This is a genomic window from Thermomonas sp. (assembly GCF_047606765.1).
Taxonomy (GTDB): domain Bacteria; phylum Pseudomonadota; class Gammaproteobacteria; order Xanthomonadales; family Xanthomonadaceae; genus Thermomonas.
The window spans coordinates 1-18192 of the sequence record NZ_JASGED010000101.1 but is presented as its reverse complement, the minus strand read 5'-3'; the positions used below and the strand labels follow the sequence as shown (position 1 = coordinate 18192).

Annotated in this window: 22 protein-coding genes; 8 read left to right on the top strand and 14 right to left on the bottom strand. The window is 63.4% G+C overall.

The genetic code is table 11. The features are described from left to right. Positions 1–25 precede the first annotated feature (25 nt). The gene (locus tag QM612_RS09760; RefSeq protein WP_415253703.1) at positions 26–406 is read left to right on the top strand and encodes a helix-turn-helix domain-containing protein; all 381 of its coding nucleotides are present in this window, start codon (positions 26–28) and stop codon (positions 404–406) included. Positions 407–421: 15 nt separating this feature from the next. On the opposite strand, the gene rpe is transcribed toward QM612_RS09760, so the two are convergent. Both rpe and QM612_RS09750 read right to left on the bottom strand, forming a co-directional pair. Next, positions 422–1114, bottom strand: coding sequence for a ribulose-phosphate 3-epimerase (gene rpe / locus QM612_RS09755; protein WP_415253702.1), 693 nt, complete (start codon positions 1112–1114; stop codon positions 422–424). Next, positions 1111–1437 carry a J domain-containing protein gene (locus QM612_RS09750; protein ID WP_415253701.1) on the bottom strand — a complete coding sequence of 109 codons (327 nt, stop codon included), beginning with the start codon at positions 1435–1437 and terminating at the stop codon, positions 1111–1113. The genes rpe and QM612_RS09750 overlap by 4 nt, the downstream gene beginning before the upstream one ends. A 62-nt stretch (positions 1438–1499) precedes the next feature. Between QM612_RS09750 and QM612_RS09745 the strand changes: the two genes are divergently transcribed. Beyond that, entirely contained in the window at positions 1500–2396 is an 897-nt protein-coding gene (locus QM612_RS09745) for a phosphoribosylaminoimidazolesuccinocarboxamide synthase (RefSeq protein ID WP_415253700.1), read from the top strand. Between the two features lie 48 nt (positions 2397–2444). Here QM612_RS09745 and QM612_RS09740 read toward each other — a convergent pair whose 3' ends face one another. The 4 genes from QM612_RS09740 to QM612_RS09725 all read right to left on the bottom strand — a co-directional run bounded on the left by QM612_RS09740 (position 2445) and on the right by QM612_RS09725 (position 4408). Next, positions 2445–2678, bottom strand: a complete 234-nt coding sequence (locus QM612_RS09740) for a hypothetical protein (protein ID WP_415253699.1) — start codon at positions 2676–2678, stop codon at positions 2445–2447. Positions 2679–2763: 85 nt separating this feature from the next. Then, entirely contained in the window at positions 2764–3558 is a 795-nt protein-coding gene (locus tag QM612_RS09735) for a hypothetical protein (protein ID WP_415253698.1), read from the bottom strand. 27 nt (positions 3559–3585) lie between these two features. Beyond that, the gene (locus tag QM612_RS09730; protein ID WP_415253697.1) at positions 3586–4068 is read right to left on the bottom strand and encodes a hypothetical protein; all 483 of its coding nucleotides are present in this window, start codon (positions 4066–4068) and stop codon (positions 3586–3588) included. Further along, on the bottom strand, positions 4034–4408 hold the full coding sequence (locus tag QM612_RS09725) for a hypothetical protein (protein WP_415253696.1): 375 nt from the start codon (positions 4406–4408) through the stop codon (positions 4034–4036). Before QM612_RS09725 ends, QM612_RS09730 begins: the two co-directional genes overlap by 35 nt. A gap of 168 nt (positions 4409–4576) precedes the next feature. On the opposite strand from QM612_RS09725, the gene QM612_RS09720 reads away from it, so the two are divergent. Together QM612_RS09720 and QM612_RS09715 are read left to right on the top strand one after the other, a co-directional pair. Then, positions 4577–4933, top strand: a complete 357-nt coding sequence (locus tag QM612_RS09720; protein WP_415253695.1) for a helix-turn-helix domain-containing protein — start codon at positions 4577–4579, stop codon at positions 4931–4933. A 62-nt stretch (positions 4934–4995) separates the two neighbouring features. After that, positions 4996–5481: a DUF962 domain-containing protein gene (locus tag QM612_RS09715; RefSeq protein WP_415253694.1), complete on the top strand. Its 486-nt coding sequence runs from the start codon at positions 4996–4998 to the stop codon at positions 5479–5481. Between the two features lie 99 nt (positions 5482–5580). Here the strand turns inward: QM612_RS09715 and QM612_RS09710 are convergent, their stop codons facing one another. The 5 genes from QM612_RS09710 to hppD form a co-directional block, all read right to left on the bottom strand. Further along, entirely contained in the window at positions 5581–6450 is an 870-nt protein-coding gene (locus QM612_RS09710) for an NAD-dependent epimerase/dehydratase family protein (protein WP_415253693.1), read from the bottom strand. A 2-nt stretch (positions 6451–6452) separates the two neighbouring features. Beyond that, positions 6453–7661, bottom strand: coding sequence for a Na+/H+ antiporter NhaA (nhaA, locus tag QM612_RS09705; protein WP_415253692.1), 1209 nt, complete (start codon positions 7659–7661; stop codon positions 6453–6455). A gap of 10 nt (positions 7662–7671) precedes the next feature. After that, entirely contained in the window at positions 7672–8988 is a 1317-nt protein-coding gene (hmgA, locus tag QM612_RS09700; protein WP_415253691.1) for a homogentisate 1,2-dioxygenase, read from the bottom strand. Positions 8989–9000: 12 nt separating this feature from the next. After that, the gene (locus tag QM612_RS09695) at positions 9001–9342 is read right to left on the bottom strand and encodes an endonuclease domain-containing protein (protein ID WP_415253690.1); all 342 of its coding nucleotides are present in this window, start codon (positions 9340–9342) and stop codon (positions 9001–9003) included. A 108-nt stretch (positions 9343–9450) separates the two neighbouring features. Continuing rightward, positions 9451–10548 carry a 4-hydroxyphenylpyruvate dioxygenase gene (gene hppD, locus QM612_RS09690; RefSeq protein WP_415253689.1) on the bottom strand — a complete coding sequence of 366 codons (1098 nt, stop codon included), beginning with the start codon at positions 10546–10548 and terminating at the stop codon, positions 9451–9453. Positions 10549–10636: 88 nt separating this feature from the next. Here hppD and QM612_RS09685 point away from each other — a divergent pair, with 88 nt between their 5' ends. Then, entirely contained in the window at positions 10637–11104 is a 468-nt protein-coding gene (locus QM612_RS09685) for a MarR family winged helix-turn-helix transcriptional regulator (protein ID WP_415253688.1), read from the top strand. Positions 11105–11201: 97 nt separating this feature from the next. Here QM612_RS09685 and QM612_RS09680 read toward each other — a convergent pair whose 3' ends face one another. From QM612_RS09680 to QM612_RS09670, 3 genes are all read right to left on the bottom strand, one after another. Further along, a complete protein-coding gene (locus QM612_RS09680) occupies positions 11202–12563 on the bottom strand; it encodes a Gfo/Idh/MocA family oxidoreductase (protein WP_415253687.1) in 1362 nt (453 codons plus the stop codon). Between the two features lie 166 nt (positions 12564–12729). After that, positions 12730–14235, bottom strand: a complete 1506-nt coding sequence (locus tag QM612_RS09675; protein WP_415253686.1) for a peptide MFS transporter — start codon at positions 14233–14235, stop codon at positions 12730–12732. Positions 14236–14368: 133 nt separating this feature from the next. Then, on the bottom strand, positions 14369–15259 hold the full coding sequence (locus QM612_RS09670) for a tryptophan 2,3-dioxygenase (RefSeq protein ID WP_415253685.1): 891 nt from the start codon (positions 15257–15259) through the stop codon (positions 14369–14371). A gap of 97 nt (positions 15260–15356) precedes the next feature. Between QM612_RS09670 and pdhA the strand changes: the two genes are divergently transcribed. From pdhA to QM612_RS09655, 3 genes are all read left to right on the top strand, one after another. Further along, positions 15357–16430: a pyruvate dehydrogenase (acetyl-transferring) E1 component subunit alpha gene (pdhA, locus tag QM612_RS09665; RefSeq protein ID WP_415253724.1), complete on the top strand. Its 1074-nt coding sequence runs from the start codon at positions 15357–15359 to the stop codon at positions 16428–16430. Then, on the top strand, positions 16427–17413 hold the full coding sequence (locus tag QM612_RS09660; protein ID WP_415253684.1) for an alpha-ketoacid dehydrogenase subunit beta: 987 nt from the start codon (positions 16427–16429) through the stop codon (positions 17411–17413). The genes pdhA and QM612_RS09660 overlap by 4 nt, the downstream gene beginning before the upstream one ends. A gap of 140 nt (positions 17414–17553) precedes the next feature. Next, on the top strand, positions 17554–18192 hold a 639-nt coding region (locus QM612_RS09655; protein ID WP_415253683.1), incomplete at its 3' end, for a biotin/lipoyl-containing protein.

Sequence of the window (18192 nt, the reverse complement as noted above, 5' to 3'; positions counted from 1 at the left end):
ATAAAGACGAAATAGCAAGCACCAAGTGGCTAGATCGTTTTGGGACTCTAGCCATATGAGGCTAGGCGACTCGAACAAGGCGTTGACGGCACGCCTGAATCAGCTGCTTGAAGGTGAGGCGTTGTCGCGGATGGCCTTGTCCAAGCGCATCGGTGTGGCCGATGGCACGCTGGGGCGGATCAGGTACGGCACCGCGAACCCAACTATCGACGTGATCGACAAGATCGCGCGTTATTTCAGGATCAGTCCTTGGGAACTGCTGCGCCCACCCGATGCAACGCCAGCCGCCAGCGATGACACAGCCGGGAAGATGATTCCCGGCTTGCAGCAAGCAATCACGGCGCTGAATCCCGATCAGCAACAGGCGTTGCTTGCCATGATTCGTGCGCTGGAAAACGGGAAGTAAGCGCGGCGTTATGCTTCAGCGCACCGCCGCGACCGCCGCCTTCATCTGCGCAACGATGGCGGCATAGTCCGGCTTGCCGAAGATCGCGCTGCCGGCAACGAAGGTATCCGCGCCGGCCTTCGCGATTTCGCCGATGTTGTCCGGCTTCACGCCGCCGTCGATTTCAAGGCGGATGGGCCTGCCGCTGGCATCGATCATCGCCCGCACCTTGCGCAGCTTGTCCAGCGCCGAGGGAATGAAGGCCTGCCCGCCAAAGCCGGGATTCACCGACATCAGCAGCACGTAGTCGATTTCGGCCAGCATGTACGCCAGCACATCCAGCGGGGTGGCCGGGTTGAACACCAGGCCCGCCTGGCAACCCAGCGACTTGATGAGTTGCACGCTGCGATGGACGTGCTTGCTGGCTTCCGGGTGGAAGCTGATGTGGGTGGCACCGGCGGCGGCGAAGTCCGGGATAAGCCTGTCCACCGGCTCCACCATCAGATGCACGTCGATGGGCGCGGTCACGCCATGCTTGCGCAGCGCCTCGCAGACCAGCGGGCCGATGGTGAGGTTGGGGACGTAGTGGTTGTCCATCACGTCGAAATGCACCCAGTCCGCGCCGGCGGCCAGCACGTTGTCCACTTCCTCGCCGAGCTTGGCGAAGTTGGCGGAAAGGATGGAAGGTGCGATCACCGTGTTTTGGAGCAGGGTACTTTGCATGGTCATTTCTTGCGCAGGGTCTGGATGCGGTCGTAGGCCGCGTTGATTTCGCGCGCCTTTTGCTCCGCCTGTTGTTGCAACTCCGGCGCTGCACCGGCAAGGCGGTCGGGGTGGTATTGCGAGATCAGGCGGCGGTAGGCCTGCTCGATTTCGGCGTCGGTGGCGTCGCTGGTCAGGCCGAACACACGATAGGGATTGTCAGCCGGCGACTTGAACCAGTCGGCATCGAAGGCATGCCCGATCAGCAGGCCCAGCAAGCCGCCCGCCGGGTGCCGCAGCAGCAGCCAGCCGGCGATCAGGCCGAAGAACTTTCCGTACCAGCGTTTCATGCCATGCAGTTTACAGGGCGCACGGCCTTAAACTGTGCATCCCCACGATTCCCGGCACGCCCATGGCCACCACCCTGCTCAGCTCCGACCTGCCCGGCCTGAACCTGATCCATCGCGGCAAGGTGCGCGACGTGTTCGACCTTGGCGACAACACCTTGCTGATGGTCGCCACCGACCGCCTTTCCGCCTTCGACGTGGTGCTGCCCGACCCGATCCCCGGCAAGGGCGAGATGCTCTGCCAGATCAGCAATTTCTGGTTCGGCAAGACCACGCACATCATCGCCAACCACCTGACCGGGATCGACGTGGCCGATGTGCTGCCCGCAGGCGTGGATGCCGCGCTGTACGCCAAGCGCGCCGTGGTGACGAAGAAGCTGACCCCGGTGCCGGTGGAATGCATCGCACGCGGCTACATCATCGGCAGCGGCTGGAAGGACTACCAGCGCAGCGGCGCGGTGGGCGGCATCGTCCTGCCTGCGAGTCTGCAACAGGCGCAGCAGTTGCCGGAACCCATCTTCACGCCTTCGACCAAGGCAGCGGTGGGCGACCATGACGAGAACATCGACTTCGCCGCCGCCGTGAATCTGGTGGGCCGCGAACGTGCCGAACAGGTGCGCGATGCCACGCTGGCGCTGTACGCCTTCGCCCGCGACTACGCCGCGCAGCGCGGGATCATCCTTGCCGATACCAAGTTCGAGTTCGGCACCGATGCCGACGGCAAGCTACACGTGATGGATGAAATGCTCACCCCGGATTCCAGCCGCTACTGGCCAGCGGATCAGTACGCAGTCGGCACCAGCCCGCCGAGCTACGACAAGCAGTTCGTGCGCGACTATCTGGAAACACTGGACTGGGACAAGACCCCGCCCGGCCCGACGCTGCCGGCGGAGGTGATCGAAAAGACCCGCGCCAAGTACGCCGAGGCCTTGCAGAAGCTGGCGGGGATTTCCGTCGATTGACGCCCGTCTGCCGTGATGTAGAGCCGAGCTTGCTCGGCTGACTCCTCCTTACTGACTGAACCCCACGGTGAGAGCGGAGGACAAAAGGCCGCTGATCAGCAGCATGAAGAACGGGAACCCCGCGATCAGCAGCAGCCGAAACGCTGCCCAGAAGCCTATCTGCCTGGCGTTGTCGAATACCTTCGGTATCGTGATGTTCCACAACCACTGGAAGATGGCCGTGAAGATCATGAACACACCAAAGGTGATCATGATGCCGACAGTGATTTGAACGATGGCCATGTTGTGATGTTTATCCCGTTTGCGTTGGCTCTAATGCAAAACTGGCTTCAATCAGCATTGATTGAACCCAGTTGCATCATCTTGCTCAGAAATCCTGGACACCATTTGCTTCTTCCGGAATCGGCCTGGGGTCAAGCTTGATTGGATGGCCAGACTGCGCCATCCGCGCCACTTTGCGCGCCGCTTCCGTATAGACAGCAGGCGGGACGGCGCCCGACCCTTCGTACGAGAACATCTTGGTTCCGATCTGCGACCCCCGATAGTCCCCCAGCAGGTATGCGGCAAAATAGTCCGATGCGACGTCGATCTTGGAACGGCTGCTCTCAAACGCCGCATCTCGCCATTGCCAACTATCCGTCGGCAGTTCACTCGGCACTTCCACGACCTTTGATGTCTTGTAGCGAGCGCGCAGATGCAGAGCAGGGATCGAAGCCTCCTTATCGATGAGATGGTTCAGCGCCCTGACGACCAGATCACCGCGACCATCCTTGATGAGTTGATCACCGAGGAACAGGATCGCATCGCGATTGCCCGCACGCGCCAGGCGTTCGACCTCGGCAGGCCCGAGACTCTTCAGGTAATCGATCTTGCTGCGCGTCAGGAAACCCTGCCGCTGCAGCCACTGCGCCTCTTCCACCGAGCGCGCTGTCGAAATGGAGGTTCGCCCGTCGACCATGGCACCTTCATCCACCCATGCCAACTCCCGCTCCCAATTCGCATCCGAGATCGGGGCTTCCACATTGGCGCGCGAGGCAGGCTTGCCGACTTGCTTCAGGGGTTCAGCCTCGGGCTGGGCTTTGGCTTCAGAGGGAGCCTGTGCTTCTTGCTGACAGCCTGCAACCGCAAGAGCCGCCATCACCAGTAGCGTGAACTTCTTCATTCATTACATCCTGATTGTTTCAAGGCATCAGGCGATTGGGCAACCTGCGGCTCGCCTTTCATCCCGCACCTGCTTGCAAGCCCGGTCTCTGAAGACATTGTCCTTGTAGCTTGGAATCGCACTGGGGATGGACTCGAACCCAAATGACGAGGATGCCCCTTTATACGAAAACGAGAAGTTGACTCCACTCCACGTCGGTCGGATCTGCAACGTATCGGCCAACACCTGATCAATCCAGGTATTTCGCGTCTGTGGATTGATGAATTGCGCCATTTCAACCAGGAACTGTCCGCCAGCACGAATGCATGCGTTGACATTCGCCTGTGCAGCTCCGCCTGTGTACTGTGAGTCGCATATACGGTGAATTTCCTCGAAGAACTCCTGCGAAATCTGTTGAAGATCGCTGCCCGTGGCCCACTGTAGTTCAAACGCGTTCAATGCGCTGCCAAAATCACTTGCTGCCCACAAGCCTGTATCACTGCGCCCCTGATATTCGAGCAGTTGATACATGCTGCTTCCAGCGGCATACGAATTTCTTGCTGCGCAGCGTATCGCGCTCTTGTATCCCGTTCGCACTGCATCCCAGCATGAAGGTCATGCTCTGAAGTCTTTCGCAATTTGTTTCTTCGCCTGCCTCAACAGGAGCTGCCGTATCACTAAAAAACTCATATTCGCCACTGCCACTGCCCGCACCAACACTGTACAAATCCAATAAATCCGGGGCGATACCGACCACCACGACACCGTCCAGGTCGGTTGGCGGATCTTCTTCGTCATCACTCGCCCAACTTGGTGGCGCGCACGTGACAACCATCGCTACAAGAGCCATTGCAAGCTTCTTCCGAATCATGTGTCCTCTCCCTTGTTGAAGAAATGACGGGACTCGTGGCGTATCCCATGGCTATCGCACGCCCTTTCAGTGCAGTTTGCACCATCCCCATGGCATTGTTTCCATACAGAAACGGCATTGTCAATACAGGGAAACGACAGGCTTTGCAGGGCTTCCCAGAATGCCCGCATGGAGCATTTCGGCACACGCCTGAAGCGGTTTCGCGAAGCCCGTGCCTGGTCGCAGGAGCAGCTTGGGTTTGAGTTGGACGTGAGCAAGGCCACGATTTCAAAATGGGAATCCGGGCGCGCCCAACCCCGGCTCGCAAACCTGCCGCAACTGCGCAGGCTTTGCGCCCTTCATGGGCTGACGCTGGACGAACTCCTTGATGCAACGGATCCAAAGGCCTCCGGTGCCACCACGGCTTCAGCGCATGGCGCAGGGTTCCCCGTTGTCCAAAATGCAGATGAAGCCCTGCTTCTGTCGCACTACCGCGCACTGAAACCAGCGCGACGCAAGGCGCTGCTGACATTGCTCAGGCAGTAGGGATTGCCTCGTTCCACTCCATCCGCTGCGGTATCCTCACCGGGTACACAGCGGGAACGGCCATGAACGCAAGCACTGATCGCCCCATCGACCACTGGTTCGCCCACTATTCGGACGACCATCGCAATGCGGTCAACCAGCGCATCCATGTGATCGCGGTGCCGCTGATCCTGTGGAGCGTGATCGGGCTGCTGTGGTGCATCCCTTCCGCCGGGCCGTGGACGCGGCAGGGGCTGTGGGCGGCGCTGGCGATGTTCGGGGCGTGGATGTTCTATTACCGCGCATCGCGACCCATCGGCTTCGGCATGTTGGCGGTGTTCGTGTCGATGGCATGGCTGACCCGCTTCCTGCACGACGCCTATGGCACGCCGGGGCTGCTGAAGCTGGCGGTGGGCGTGTTCGTGGTGGGCTGGATCGCGCAGTTCATCGGCCACAGCAAGCTGTACGAGGGCAAGAAGCCGAGTTTCTTCACCGACCTGAAATACCTGCTGATCGGGCCGGCGTGGGTGCTGGCGAAGCTCTACCGGAAGCTGGGCGTGCGCTGGTGAGAGTCCTCACTGCGATGGTGAGACCGCCGTGCGTTCGCGCAGCCGCATTTCGAGCGGCGTAGCGAATGCGCGACGGTAGGCACCATCGCCCGAACAGCGTCACAAACCGAACATCCCCGCATCCGGCCTGAACGCACGCGGCGCGTAGCCGAAATCCCTGCGCGCTGGCTCGGCGTCGAACGCCAGATCCTCGCGCATGCGCGCCAGTGCGGCATCGCCGAAGCCCGACGCGAGCCCGGCCATGCGTGCCACCCGCAGCAAGGCGCGGAACAACAGCGGCGGCAGCACGAACAACCGTGGCCGCGCAGGCAACGCCGCCAGCACGCGCAGCACCATGTCGCGATAGGTCATGGTGTCACCACCCGGCACGGCATAGGTGCGTCCGTGGGTGGCAGGCGCATCGACGCAGGCAAGCGCCGCAATGGCCAGGTCATCGGCATGCACCGGCTGGCGCAAGCCGGTTGCGTCCGACGGTAGCGCGAAGCCGTGCAAACGCGTTGCCAGTGCCGCAATGCGGCTGAGATTGGCATCGCGCCCGAGACCATAGACCAGCGTGGGGCGCAGCACGGTAGCGGCGATGCCACGGCGCTGCGCCACTTCAAACAGTCGCGCTTCCGCAGCGCGCAGGCTGGCCGCGACTTCGCGCTCGGCGGCATCGCTGGAATCCTGCTTGGTGTCGGCACTGGTGGAACCAAAGGCGATCACACGCGGTGCGGTGATATCGGCATCGGCTAACCACTGCGCGAACAAGCCCAGCGGCCCGCAACTGAAGATCGCATCCACCTGCGTGGGCGCGCCTTCGAGATTCGACAGGTCACCGCGCAGCCAGCGCACGCCGGGCAAAGCCGCATGCTCGCTGCGCGAAACCGCGACCGCGTTCCAGCCCGCTTCGTGCAGCCGCACCAGCAGGCATTCGCCAATCTGCGCGCTGCCGCCGAATACCAGTGCGGTTTTTTTCGTGGCACGCATCATCAAGATGCCGATTTTTTTGGCAACACCAGATGCAGCCACGCGCAACCAACGATGGCAGCGATGCACGAAGCCGCCAGCACGCCGGCCACGCTGCCTGCGTACTGCGCCGGCGCCTGTGCGAACGCCAACCCGCCGACGAACAGGCTCATGGTGAAGCCGATGCCGCACAACACGCCAAGCCCCAGCATCGAGCGCAGATCCATGCCATCCGGGAAGCGCGCAAAGCCGGCAGCACGCATCAACAACGCGGCCAGCACGATGCCGACCGGCTTGCCAACCAGCAGCCCCAGCGCGATACCCAGCGGCAGCGGTGCCAACAAATCGGACACCTGCATGCCCCCCAATGCAAGCCCGGCATTGACGAAGGCGAACAGCGGCAGGATGGCGTAGGCCACCCACGAGTGCAGCGCGTGCTCCAGCGTTTCAAGAGCCGAGTGTTCGATCTCGTCATCGATGTCGTTGCGAGTGTCGATATGGGGAATCATCAACCCAGTCACCACCCCGGCCAGCGTCGCGTGCACGCCGGATTTCAGCACCAGCGCCCATAACACAGCGCCCAGCAGCAGGTAGGGCATGAGCCGCGTGACCTGCATCCGGTTGAGCAGGCCCATCGCCGCAATCACCACCGCCGCGCCGGTCAGCGCCGGCCACCACAGGCCCTGCGAATAGAACAGCGCGATGATGAGGATGGCGATCATGTCGTCGGCTACCGCAATCGTCGAAAGCAGCAGCTTCATGCCCAGCGGCACGCGCGAGCCCAGCAACGCCAGCACGCCCAGCGCGAAGGCGATATCGGTAGCGGTGGGAATGGCCCAGCCGCGCATGGCGTCGGCATCGCCATGATTCAGTGCGGTGAACAGCAACGCAGGCATGGCAACGCCGGCGATCGCGCACACCACCGGCAGCACCAGTTGGTCGCGGTTGGACAACTGCCCGGACAGCGCCTCGCGCTTGATCTCCAGCGCCACCAGCAGGAAGAACACCGCCATCAAGCCGTCGTTGACCCACCAGTGCAGCGATTTGCCCAAATCGGCACTACCCAGCGGCGTGTCGCGGAAGATTTCGTAGGCATGCACCAACGGCGAATTGGCAAACAGCATCGCCATCGCGGCGGCGGCGATCAGCAATAACCCACCCGCTGCTTCCAGTCGGAAGAACTCGGACAGCGCACGACGTGCGCGGGCAAGGATGGGCGGGCGCGGATGCATCCGCGCCAGTTTAGCGTGGCGGTGCGAAGTGCTTTTGCAGCCCCGCCCAGCAGGCCTGGTAGTCGCGCTGGCGATGCGTGGCCTCCAGCGCATGCGCGGTCGGGCGGATCACGTTGCGCGCCTCGAACATGAAAGCCATGGTGCCGGTGACGTAGTCGGGCTTGCTGGTGTCCGCGTTGCTGGCCTTGTCGAAGGTGGCGGCATCCGGCCCGTGCCCGGTCATGCAGTTGTGCAGCGAGCAGCCGCCGGGCGCGAAGCCTTCGGCCTTGGCGTCGTACTCACCACAGATCAGCCCCATGAACTCGCTGGCGATGTTGCGATGGAACCACGGCGGGCGGAACGTGTCCTGCGCCGCAAGGATGCGCGGCGGGAAGATCACGAAATCCATGTTGCCCACGCCGGGCGTGTCGCAGGGCGATGTGAGCACAAGGAAGATCGACGGATCGGGGTGATCGAAGCTGATCGAACCGATCGTGTTGAAGTGGCGCAAGTCGTATTTGTACGGCGCGTGGCTGCCATGCCATGCCACCACGTCCAGCGGCGAATGCCCGATGTCCGCACGCCACAGATGCCCCTGGAACTTGGCGATCAACTCGAAGCTGCCCTCGGCGTCTTCATATGCCGCATTCGGGGTGAGGAAGTCGCGCGGATTCGCCAACCCGTTGCTGCCAATGGGGCCAAGATCGGGGATGCGCATGAACGCGCCGAAGTTCTCGCAGATGTAGCCACGTGCCACGCCATCCGGCAGCGCCACCCGGAAGCGGATGCCGCGCGGGATCACCGCGATTTCCTGCGGCGCAACGTCCAACACGCCAAGCTCGGTTTCGATATGCAGGTGACCTTGTTGCGGAACGATCAGCAACTCGCCATCGGCGTCGTAGAAGAAGCGGCCCTGCATGTCGCGGTTGGCCGCATACAGGTGGATTCCGATGCCGGACTGCAAGGCCGGCGCGCCGTTGCCTGCCATCGTCAGCAGGCCGTCGATGAAGTCCGTCGGCGCGTCCGGCAGCGGCAACGGATCCCAGCGCAACTGATCCGGCGTGACCGGGCCGTTGCCGAAATCATTGTGAAACATGCCTTTTGAGAGCGGATCCTGCGCGAACGGCTGGAACGGGCCATGCATCGCCGCCGGGCGGATGCGGTACAGCCAGCTGCGGCGGTTCTGGTGGCGCGGCGCGGTGAACGCGGTGCCGCTGATCTGCTCCGCATACAGGCCATGCGCAACCTTCTGCGGCGAGTTGCGGCCCTGCGGCAACGCGCCGGGGATGGCTTCGCTGGCGAACTCGTTGCCGAAGCCGGACTGGTAGCCGTTGCTCTGGATCGACATGGCTGATCGCTCTTAAAGCCCCTCTCCCTTCGGGAGAGGGGTTGGGGTGAGGGTTCGGTGGCCAGCGACGTTCCAGATCGCCTCCACCACGCTTTCGATGTTCAACAGGACATCGTTGTCCCAAAACCGCAGAACGCTCCAGCCCTGCGCTTCAAGCTGGCGTGTGCGAATCCCATCAACCTCCGGGGTGTGCTGTCCGCCATCCAACTCGACGATCAATTTGTGTTCGACACAGCAGAAATCCGCGATGTAGGGCGGAACCGGATGCTGGCGGCGGAACTTGAGGCCATCAAGACGACCAGCTCGCAAGCATTCCCAGAGTTTGCGCTCGGCATCCGTGGATTCGTGGCGCATGCGCCGGGCATGTTGCCGGGCCGTGGTGGGCAGTGGTGGTTTGACTGTCTTCACTTCGCCGAACCCTCTCCCCAACCCCTCTCCCGAAGGGAGAGGGGCTCAAAAGCCTTACAACACGCCGCGCTTCATCTGGTCGCGTTCGATGCTCTCGAACAGCGCCTGGAAGTTGCCCTCGCCGAAGCCTTCATTGCCCTTGCGCTGGATGATCTCGAAGAAGATCGGCCCCAGCGCGTTCTGGGTGAAGATTTGCAACAGCTTGCGCTGCTTGGTTTCCGGGTCGGCGTCGATCAGGATCGCGTTGCGGCGCAGGCGTTCCACATCCTCACCGTGGTTCGGGATGCGCTCGTCGATGTAGTCGAAATAGACATCCGGCGTGTCGAGGAACTGGACGCCCGCTTCGCGCATCGCTTCGACCGTGGTGTAGATATCGTCGGTGAAGCAGGCGATGTGCTGGATGCCCTCGCCCTGATAGCTGTCGAGGTATTCATTGATCTGCGACCTCGGATCGGACGATTCATTCAGCGGGATGCGCACCATGCCATCCGGCGCGGTCATCGCCTTCGACAGCAGGCCGGTCTTGGCACCCTTGATGTCGAAGTAGCGGATCTCGCGGAAGTTGAACAGGCGCTCGTAGTAATCCGACCACTTCGCCATGTTGCCCTGGTAGAGGTTGTGGGTCAGGTGGTCGATGAAGGTCAGGCCAAAGCCCTTCGGCATTTTTTCTGCGCCCGGCAGCCATTCGTAGTCCGGGTCGTGGATGGTGCCTTCGCTGTCGTAGCGATCCACCAGATACAGCATGCAGCCGCCGATGCCCTTGATGACTGGCGCAGCCACCGCCTTGCTCAGTTCGTCATTGGCATCGAAGGATTCCGCGCCATTCTTCAACGCCTGCACGCGCACCCACTCGGCCAGCTTGCTGAAACGGATCGCGAAGCCGCAGGCCGACGGCCCATGCTGCGCGGCAAAACGCGCGGCGAAGCTATCCGGGTCTTCGTTGATGAGGAAGGTGCAATCGCCCTGCCGGTAGGTGCTGATCGGGCGCGTTTTGTGGCGCGCAACCTGCACGAAGCCGAGGCGCTTGAAGTAGTCATGCAGGTGGCCGGCCTGGCCCTGCGGTGCGGCATATTCGACGAACTCGAAGCCGTCGATACCCATCGGATTTTCGAAGGTGGTCGGCAGCATGCCAAGATTGGGCTGTGCGCTCATGGCGGGGATCCTCGGCTGTGAGGCGGACATTCTATGGTTTCAAGTGCAACCATCTCAAGTCACCCCTTCCAACCCGCCAGGCCACCCCATGCCCGACCACGCCCAGCTTGACCTAGACCGCTTCCTCCCCTATCGCCTGAGCGTGTTGTCCAACCGCATCAGCAGCGCGATTGCGCGCGAGTATTCGCAGCGTTTCGGGATGGCGATCCCCGAATGGCGGGTGATGGCGGTGCTGGGCCGCTTCCCCGGCCTGTCCGCCAATCAGGTGGCGCAGCGCACGGCGATGGACAAGGTGGCGGTCAGCCGCGCGGTGGCAAGCCTGCTGGAAGCGGGCCGCTTGCTGCGCGAATTCGACGACGACGACCGCCGGCGCTCGGTGCTGAAGCTGTCCGAAGCCGGTTTTGCGGTGTATGACCAGATCGTGCCGCTGGCGCTGGGCTTCGAGCGCCACCTGCTGGGCGAAATGCCGGCCGACGAACGCGACCTGCTGTTCCGCCTGCTTGACCGGCTGGACGAACTGGAACTGCGGGCGGAATCCGGATCGGCGGAAGACTGAGGCACGCATCCAGCCGAGCAAGCTCGGCTGCTACGAAAACATCACGCACTCTGTAGAAGCGGAGCTTGCTCCGCTTGCCCGTCACGCAGCGCCCATCTCAATAACGATCATCCAGCGCGAAGATCGGCCTGCGCGTCTTCCACTTGCCTTCGGTGAAATCCGGGAAGGCCAGCGTGCGGTAGTCCTCCGCGATGGACTGCTCCGACAGCGGCGTGATCGCGCTCCACGCCACGGCGTCATAGATGTCGATTGGCATGGGCGCGCTGGCCTTCAGTGCTTCGATGAAGGCATGCACCACGAACCAGTCCATGCCGCCATGGCCCGCGCCGGCAGCCTTGTCGGCGTACTTGCGCCACAGCGGGTGGTCGTATTCGTCGAAGTATTTCTGAGCGTCTTCCCACTTGTGCGGTGGGCTCCTGCCTTCGATGTGGATCGACTTGTTCACGTCCATCCACAGCCCGTCCGTGCCCTGCACGCGGAAACCCAGCGAATACGGGCGCGGCAGCGAGGTATCGTGCTGCAGGAGGATGGTCTCGCCGTTCTCGCAGCGCAGCGTGGTGGTCACCACGTCGCCCAGCTTGAACGCGACGTTCGCATTCGGATGACCGGCACCGCCCTTCGGATGCTTGAGGATGTAGTCATGCAGCCCGCGTGCCTTGGTCGCAAACGCATTGATATGGGTGAAGCGATTGCCGCGATGGATGTTGGCGACCATCGCGCAAGGGCCGATGCCGTGGCTGGGATACAACTCGCCGTTGCGCTCAATCGAATGCCGGGTGCGCCACTGCGCTTCGGAAAAGCCCTTGGCGCCAAACTCGACGCCACTGTCGTACGGCTCATCGGGATTGCCGGAATTGAACTTCACCCCGCGCAGGTCGTGCTGGTAGCCGGCCTGCATGTGGACGAGTTCCCCGAACAGGCCGGCGCGCACCATCTGCAGCACCGCCATCACGTCACGGCGGTAGCAGACGTTTTCCAGCAGCATGTACGGCGTGCCGGTGCGCTGCTGCGCGCGCAACACGTCCCAATGGTCCTGCAGGGTGATGCCGGCCACGACTTCGCAGCCCACCGCAACGCCCGCCTCCATCGCCGCGATCGCCATCGGTGCATGCCATTCCCACGGGGTGACGATGAACACCGCATCCAGCCCCTTCTGCGCCAGCAGCGCCTTCCATGCGTTCGCATCGCCATTGCCGCCATACACCTTCGGCCTGCGACGCCCGGCCTTGTCGATGATCGCCAGCGCCCTGTCCAGCATCACCTGCTGGGTGTCGCAGATCGCCACCAGTTCCACATCGTCACGGCTCAGCAGTGGCCCAAGCTGCGATTGCCCGCGCAGGCCGGTGCCGATCATCGCCACCCGCAGCTTGTCGCTGCTGCGAGTTTTCGCAAATGCGGACGGCAGCGTGGCGACTGCGCCGGCAGCGGCGGTGGACAGCAGGAAATCGCGTCGGTTCATGGTGTGGCCTCGCGTGGCGATGGAAGGCAACATTGTCGCAAACGAAAACGGCGGCCCGCAGGCCGCCGTTTCGATACTCCCGCGTTCCCTCTCCCCGCAACGCGGGGAGAGGGTGCCGAAGAGCCTGCCCCCGAGTGCTTTAGTCGGGGGCGGGTGAGGAGTGCGATTACTTCACGCCGTGCATCAGCTTCTGGATCAGCGGGGCGATCAGGAACAGCACCACACCACCAATCAACAAAATCCAGAACCCGCTGGTGTAGGCCGCATGCGCGGACGCCACGGTCATGCCGCCCTCGCCGCTGGCTTCCGCCGCGAACAGGCCGGACAGGTTGTTGCCGATGCCGGTGGACAGGAACCAGCCGCCCATGCCGAAGCCGACCAGCTTCACCGGGGCCAGCTTGGTGGTCATCGACAAGCCGATCGGCGACAGGCACAACTCACCGATGGACTGGATCCAATAGACCGCGAACAACGTCCAGAACGGAATCTTGCCGGTGTCCGGCGCAACCAGCGAGGACAGCGCGAACATCAACAGCAGGAAGGCCAGGCCGTTGAAGATGATGCCCAGGCCGAACTTGCGCGGGATCGACGGATTGGCCCGACCCATCTTCACCCAGATCCATGCAACCAGCGGCGCCAGGGTGATGATCGCCACCGAGTTCACCGACTGGAACCAGGCATTCGGGAAGGTCATGAAACCAAGATCGCGATCCACGATCTTGTCGGCGAGGAAGGTGAAGCTGCTGCCTGCCTGTTCGAAGAACATCCAGAACAGGATGTTGAACAGGAAGATCACCAGCATCGCGATCACCTTGTCGCGCGCTACCGCGCCATTGCGGACGCCTTCCACCAGCAGCAGCGCGCACAGGGCGAGGAACATCGGCATCAGCACGTACCACTGCAACGCCTTGGCCGGAATGGTGAGCAGGAAGTAGAACACCGGGATCGCCAACAGCGCGCCCACGGCCACCATCGCGATGCGGGCGACGCCCTCGTTGCCGGGGTTGGGCAGGCCGATGCCCTTGAGCTGCTTGCGGCCGAACCAGAACCACAGGAAGCTCAGGATCATGCCCACGCCGGAGGCGATGAACACGACCTTGTAGGCCGGCATGTCCTGCACGCCGAACACGTTCTGGGCCAGGTACTGGGTGATGATCGGGGCGATGAACGCGCCCGCATTGATGCCCATGTAGAAGATGGTGAAACCGGAATCGCGGCGCTCATCGCCGGTGGCATAGAGCTTGCCCACCAGCGTGGAGATGATCGGCTTGAACATGCCGTTGCCGACGATCACCGTGGCCAAACCGAGCTTGAACAATTGCTCGTTGGGCAGCGCGATCATGAACAAGCCGGCTGCCATGAAGATCGCACCCAGCAGGATCGAACGCTGGTAGCCCAGAATCCTGTCGGCGACGTAGCCGCCGAAAATCGCGCCGGCATACACCAGCGCCAGATACGCGCCGTACAACCGGCCCGCCGGTGCTTCGCCCGAGGCATCGCCGTTGTAGAACTGCGCGACGATGTACAGCACCAGCGCCCAGCGGATGCCGTAGAACGCGAAGCGCTCCCAGAACTCGGTCATGAACAGCATCCACAGCGGACGCGGATGGCCCATTACCTGTGCGTATTCCGGGATCTTCGTCTCCGGTGTTGTCGTTGCGGCACCGCTCATGCGGTCTCCCCCGTGTTGATCGTGGATGGTGGTTGCATGCCCGCGCGGGGCGCGGAACCGGGCGAGGATTACCGACCGGCGGCAGCGGCGTCAAACCTTGCGCATTCAGGCAAAACCTGCCGCAGTGACCGGCTCAACGCTCCGACTGATCCGGCGCGGCGTAGTCACGGGTGGGGCCGATGGCGGTGCGCACCTCGAACAGTTCCGGGAAGAACGTGAGTTCCAGCGCCTTGCGCAGGAAGGCCACGCCGCTGGAACCGCCAGTGCCGGGCTTGAAGCCGATGATCCGCATCACCGTGCGCATGTGGCGGAAGCGCCACGTCTGGAATTGCGTTTCAAGGTCCACCAGGTCTTCGCACAGCGCGTATTCGCGCCAGTAGCGGTCGGTGTCTTCGTAGATGCGCTCGAACACCGCCACCAGTTCCACGTCCAGCGCATGCGGCTGCGACCAGTCACGCTGCAGGTGACGCTCCGGCACCGCATGGCCCCAGCGCGCCAGATAGCGCAGGAACTCGTCGTACAGGCTGGGCGCGCGCAGCACCGCTTCCAGCGCGGCGTGGCCGGCTTCGTCGTGGCGGAACACCTTCAGCATCGCCGCGTTCTTGTTGCCCAGCAGGAACTCCACCGTGCGGTACTGCAGGGACTGGAAGCCGGACGATGGCCCCAGCACGTCGCGGAACTGCATGTATTCCGACGGAGTGAGCGTCTCCAGCACCGACCACTGCGCGGTGAGCTGATCCAGCACCCGCTTGCAGCGCGCGGCGACCTTGCCGAACTGCCAGGCGCGGTCATTGCGGATGTGTTCGGTGGCCGCGCTCAACTCGTGGATCAGCAGCTTCAGCCACAGCTCGCTGGTCTGGTGCTGGACGATGAACAGCATCTCGTCGTGATGCGGCGGGTTGGACAACGGCTGCTGCGCGGACAGCAACTGATCCAGCCGCAGGTAGCCGCCATAGGTCAGCCGACCATCCAGATCGGTGTGGATGCTGTCTTCCAGCGGACGTTGGTTGCGCTCGATGCTCATGGGCGGATTCTCGCATGCGGGTTCATGACGCACTGCGCAATGGCTCGGCGCGACGCCGAAAGTATCATCGGAAACCAAATCAGCCATGGACGCGCAGATGAGCATCGCCGCGAGATTCCAGATCGAACACCTGCAATACCTGAAACCGGACGGCACCCTTGCCGGCCCGCTGCCGCCCGCCGTGGCGGACGCGGCGGCCCTGCTGCCGCTGTTCAAGCGCATGCTGTTCGTGCGCACCTTCGACGGCAAGGCGATTGCCCTGCAACGCACCGGCAAGCTGGGCACCTATGCCGCCTGCCTTGGGCATGAGGCGACGCATGTCGGCATCGGCGCATCGATGCGGCCCGAGGACGTGTTCGCGCCCAGCTACCGCGAATACGGCGCGCAGTTCGAACGCGGCGTGCGCCCGCGCGACGTGCTGCTGTACTGGGGCGGCGACGAACGCGGCAACGACTTCGAGATCCCGCGCAACGACTATCCGTGGTGCGTGCCGATTTCAACCCAATGCCTGATGGCGTCCGGTGCGGCGCTGGCGTTCAAGCTGCGCGGCGAACAGCGCGTCGCGGTGGCGACCTGCGGTGATGGCGGTTCGTCCAAGACCGATTTCTACGCCGCGATCAATTCCGCCGGTGCCTTCGATCTGCCGCTGGTGCTGTGCGTCATCAACAACGGCTGGGCGATCAGCGTGCCACGCAAGGCGCAGACCGGTGCGCAGACGCTGGCACAGAAAGGCCTGGCCGGTGGCCTGCATTGCCTGCAGGTCGATGGCAACGACCTGATCGCCGTGCTGGAAGCCATGCGCCGCGCCACCGAGCGCGCCCGCAACTTTGATGGCGGCAGCGTCATCGAGTTCATCACCTATCGCCTGCACGACCACACCACCGCCGACGACGCCCGCCGCTATCGCGACGAGGCCGAAGTGAAAGCCGCATGGGAGAAGGAACCCTTCCTGCGCCTGCGCAAGTTCCTGACCGATGCCGGCCTGTGGGACGACGCGCAGGAAAAGGCATGGATCGAGGAGTGCGGCAAGAAGGTGGACGAGGACATCAACGCCTACCTCAATACCCCGGTGCAGCCGGTGGAAGCGATGTTCGACTACCTCTATGCCGACATGCCGGCGGACCTGCGCGCACAACGTGATGCGGCCATCGCGCTGGAGGGCCGGGCATGAGCGCGCAGCCGATCACCCTCATCGAAGCAATCACGCAGGCCTTGGCATGGGAAATCCAGCACGACGAATCCGTCGTGGTGCTGGGCGAGGACGTGGGCGTCAACGGCGGCGTGTTCCGCGCCACCGCCGGCCTGTCCGCGCGCTTTGGCCCGGAGCGCATCCTCGACACCCCGCTGGACGAAACCACGATTGCCGGTTTGACCGTCGGCATGGCCTCGCAGGGTATGAAGCCGGTGGCCGAGGCGCAGTTCGACGGCTTCATGTACCCGATGGTGGACTTCATCGTCTGCCACGCCGCGCGCATGCGCACCCGCACCCGTGGCCGCCTGCACTGCCCGATGGTGCTGCGCGTGCCGTGGGGCGGCGGCATCCGCGCGCCGGAGCATCATTCCGAGGCCAACGAAGCCATCTTCACCAACGTCCCCGGCCTGCGCGTGGTGATGCCCAGCTCCCCGCAGCGCGCCTACGGCCTGCTGCTGGCCGCAATCCGCGACCCGGACCCGGTCATCTACATGGAGCCCAAGCGCATCTATCGCCAGTACAAGGAACTGGTGCCGGACGATGGCGAAGCGTTGCCGCTGGACGTGTGCTACGTGCTGCGCGACGGTTCCGACGTGACCTTGGTGACGTGGGGCGCGCAGGTGAAGGAAACGCTGGAAGCCGCCGAGAAACTGGCGCTTGATGGCATCAGCGCCGAGGTCATCGACGTTGCCACGCTGAAGCCGCTGGACTTCCCGACCATCGCCGAATCGGTGGCGAAGACGGGCCGCTGCGTGATCGCGCACGAAGCCGCCAAGACCGCAGGCTTCGGCGCGGAAGTCGCCGCCCGTGTGGCCGAGGAATGCCTGTTCGACCTGCTTGCCCCGGTCGAGCGCGTCACCGGCTACGACACCCACATCCCGCTGTTCCGGCTGGAAATGAAATACCTGCCGAGCACCGACAAGATCGTCGCCGCCGCGAAGCGTGCGATGACCTACCGCTGACTTTCGTCATCCCGGCGCAGGCCGGGATCCGGGTTCTTTACATCGTTGCAACCATCATCAAAACCGCCGGATACGCGGACATCCGTCCGCGAAAAGATGCCCGCTCTCGCGGCAATGACGGCAAAAAACGAGAAGCCGATATGACCAAGACGTTCCTGCTCCCCGACCTCGGCGAAGGCCTGCCGGACGCGACCATCGTCGAGTGGTACGTCAAGGAAGGCGACGTGATCCGTCTGGACGAAAACCTCGTCTCGATGGAAACCGCCAAGGCCGTTGTCGATGTGCCCTCGCCAGTCAGCGGCAAGGTGCTGAAGCTGGCCGGCGCGGCGGGTGACGTGATCGTCACCGGCAGTTGGCTTGCCGAGTTCGAAATCGACCCCAGCCTGCCGCAGCGCGCGGAAGGACAGGACACCGGCCATCACCACGGCCCCACGCACGACACACCTGCTTCTCCTTCTCCCCGTAATGACGGGGAGAAGGTGCCGAAGGCGGATGAGGGGCAACAAGCCGATGCCGGCACCGTGGTCGGCGCGATGCAGGTCGGCGATGCGGTGGTCAACGAAGCGGCGGTCGCGGTCGGCGGCATCAAGGCCGTACCGGCGGTGCGCGCGATGGCCCGCAAGCTGGGCGTTGATCTGGCCCGCGTGCGTGCAAGCGGGCCGGATGGCACGGTGAGCATGGACGATGTGAAGCGCGCGGCAGCGGACGGGTCGGCGAAAGCCGGTGTTTCCCCCTCACCCTCGCACGCTGCGCGTGCTCTTCCCTCTCCCCCGCTGGCG